The organism is uncultured Porphyromonas sp., assembly GCF_934359325.1.
Taxonomy (GTDB): domain Bacteria; phylum Bacteroidota; class Bacteroidia; order Bacteroidales; family Porphyromonadaceae; genus Porphyromonas_A.
This window is the reverse complement of the sequence record NZ_CAKRLH010000185.1, coordinates 1-3,254: the sequence shown is the minus strand read 5'-3', so window position 1 is coordinate 3,254 and position 3,254 is coordinate 1. Positions and strand designations below refer to the sequence as shown.

The window sequence follows — 3,254 nt, the reverse complement described above, 5'->3', positions numbered from 1 at the left end:
TACTACCACCATACCGCCATCGGGTACAACTATCGTCTCTCCAATGTCTGCGCCGGTATTGGTCGCGGACAGATGACGGTGCTGGGGGATCACCTCGCTCATCACAAGCACGTGCAGGCGCTCTATGAGGAGCTTCTGGCAGATGTGCCAGGGATAACGATGCACCGACAGCCGGAGGACAAGCGGTATGATGCCAACTTCTGGCTCTGCGCTGCCACGATCGACCCCGAGGTGAGGGTCAAGGGGCAGGAGAATGCGTACCGGCAGGTGATCAAAACCGCTGTCGGCGGTGCCGCAGGGGTGATCCATCAGGTAGAGTCGGCGACGACCGACTGCCAGCCTAATGCCAATGTGGAGGCTCTCCGCACCTTTATGCTGGAGAAGAAGGTGGAGTGCCGCCCACTCTGGAAGCCGATGCATAAGCAACCGGTCTATACGGACGCTCCCGTCTACACGGATGGGGTGGAGGAGGATCTCTTCAGGGTCGGCTTCTGTCTCCCGGCAGGCCCGTATGTCTCGGACGATGACGTCCGCTATATCGTCGACTGCATCCGCGAGGCGATCGAGGGGTGAGTCTCGTCCTGTGAGACTCTGTGCGTAGCACTTCCTTCGTGGAAAGTAAAGGGCTCGGCCATCCACCGATGGCCGAGCCCTTCTCTTAGTATGCAGAGGGATTAGCGCTCTAAGGGGAGAGTGTGGTCACGGAGCCACTTGGCGGTCTCCTCATCCAGCTTGGGGCTGATCTCACGGTAGACGCGCTCCTGGTAGTCGTTGTACCACTTGAGCTGAGCATCGTCGAGCATGGACGGGTCGACCATCCTATTGTCGAGCCAGCAGAGGGTGAGGCACTCGAAGCCGTAAAACTCCTCTCCGCCGCCCTCGCCCACCTTGATGCAGCGGAGGAGGTTCTCGATGCGGATGCCGTACTCGCCCTCGGGGTAGTAGCCCGGCTCATCGGAGGTGACGCTGTGGAGTCGGATCGGGGAGGGATTGTTGTCGGTGCGGACATTCTGCGGACCCTCGTGGCAGCAGAGGAAGTGACCGACGCCGTGACCGGTCCCGTGGCCATAGTTCTTATGCTCCTGCCAGAGGTATCGGTGCGCCAGCACGTCGAGCTGATTGCCTCGGGTGCCCTTGGGGAAGACCGCGAGCTGCAGGTCGATGTGTCCCTTGAGCACCAGCGTGTAGTCGTGTCGCAGCTTCTCCGACGGCTTACCATCGAGCGAGACGGTGCGGGTGATGTCGGTCGTCCCGTCATAGTACTGAGCACCGGAGTCGAGGAGAAGGGATCCCTTGGGCTCGATCTTGGCACTGGTGTCCGGCATCGGGTGGTAGTGGACGATGGCGCCATTGGCATTATACCCGGTGATGGTGGTGAAGCTATCGTAGAGGTAGCGGTCGCTCTCGGCACGGAAGCCGGCAAGGATCGCATCCACCTCGTACTCCGTAGGCGTCTCGCCACGGTCGAGCATCTCGTAGAAGTGCTTCCAGAACTTCGTCAGCGCCACGCCGTCCCTGAGCATCGCCCGGCGGCAGCCCCGGTACTCCGCCTCGGTCTTGATCGACTTGAGGATCGTGATGGGACTCATCTGGTCGACGACGATGCAGCCCTCAGGCACTCGGCGCCCCAGCTCGGCATTGGTCCGGATCGGGTCGACCCAGACGATGGCACTCTCGGGGAGACCGGAGACATCCTCGTAGATCTGGTCGTAGGGTCGGATCTCCACCTTATTCCTCTCCAAGTGGTGGCGCACCTCATCGGTCATCTTGCGGTCATCGACGTAGAAGAAGGCGCTCTCATCCGTCACCATGGCGTAGGCGATGCCGGTGGGATTGTATGCCACATCGGAGGAGCGGACGTTATAGAGCCAGCAGACCTCGTCCATCATCGTGACGATGAGGGTGTCGGCATTCTCCTCCCTCATCATTGCACGTACCTCCTCCACCTTCTCGTGCGGGGTCTTGCCAGCGTCCTCATCGGGCTGGATGAAGAAGTCGTTGAGCGGGATATCCGGCATCTCCTCTCCTCGGATCTCTCTGATGAAGTCGTGCGACAGGTCGAGCTCGATGTGACCGAGGCGCAGCTCCTTCTGTAGCTGTGCCGCATCGGCTACGCTCATGCACTCGCCATTGAGTGCCACGCGCTTCACCTCCGGCAGGCTACGGAGCCATGCGGCGATGGTCGGTGTGCCGGGCATGCCCTCCTTCATCAGCTCATAGGTGGTCCCCTTGAGCACCTCCGTCGCCTCGAGGAAGTAGCGCGAGTCGGTCCAGAGGGCGGCACGCTCGGCGGTCACCACGGCGGTGCCGGCGGAGCCCATGAAGCCGCTGATGTACTGGCGCGCCTGCCAGCAGTCGGGGGTGTACTCATTGAGGTGCCGGTCGAAGCTCGGTACGATCACAGCATCGATATCGGCGGCTCGCAGCGCTTGCCGCATGGAGTTAAGTCTCTTGATGATCTCTTCTTTCATATATATAAATAAGTGGTAGTTGATGATTCTCGGGTATCACTCCTCCTCCGCCTGGTGGACGGGTCGGAGGAGGTCGTTGACGGTCTTCACGGGATTGAAGGTGTCGGCCGGCACCTCGACGAAGCAGGTATTCCAGTAGGCCATGGCACCATTCCAGAGTCCGGGGCGCTCAAGAGCCTTGAGCGGCTGACCGTTTCGGCTCTTGTGGGAGATGAAGCCTGTACTCTTGTCGACAAATCGATTGAGATCAAAGGTATTGCCCCGGAAGTCCTTCGTGCAGCAGACCAGGTCAACGGGATTGAAGAACCGGCTCTCGCGGAACATCCGCTCCGTCTCCGGGTCCTCGTGATCGATCTGAGAGCTCTCCAGGATCTGAAGTGATGTCGTGCCGTCCTCATGGCGGACGATGTAGGGTCCGCCGCCCGGCTCGCCTTCATTTCGGACCATCCCGCAGACGCGTATCGGGCGATTGAGAAGGGTGCGGAGGGTCCGGATGATGGACTCCTTCTTCTGACTCCGCTCCAGCTCCGCCACCACATCGCCCTCCTCGGGCGACTCGGTATGGCTCGCTATCTCGACGCAGAAGGACTGCCTCAGGAAGTCCTCCGTCTCCCGTATCGTGGACTCGCTCGCCCGCGTCTCGTCCCGCAGCTCCTCCATGAGCCGGTAGGCGGTGTCTCTCAGCTGCACCAGCACGCCGCCGAGGATCTGCTTGTAGATGATGGTGCTGCTCTTCTCGCTGTCGGGGACGACGTTGTCGATATTCTTGATGAAGATGATGTC

General features: G+C 60.7%; 3 protein-coding genes. 1 reads left to right on the top strand and 2 read right to left on the bottom strand.

Annotated features, from left to right (window positions below):
* Window positions 1-573: DegT/DnrJ/EryC1/StrS family aminotransferase (locus Q0F21_RS06620; protein WP_297238492.1), on the top strand; the 573-nt coding region annotated here is incomplete at its 5' end.
* Between the two features lie 101 nt (window positions 574-674).
* Here Q0F21_RS06620 and Q0F21_RS06615 read toward each other — a convergent pair.
* Window positions 675-2,471, bottom strand: a complete 1,797-nt coding sequence (locus Q0F21_RS06615; RefSeq protein ID WP_297238489.1) for an aminopeptidase P family N-terminal domain-containing protein — start codon at window positions 2,469-2,471, stop codon at window positions 675-677.
* A gap of 36 nt (window positions 2,472-2,507) precedes the next feature.
* Window positions 2,508-3,254 (bottom strand): DUF4301 family protein (locus tag Q0F21_RS06610; RefSeq protein ID WP_297238487.1); only part of this gene is annotated, 747 nt, incomplete at its 5' end.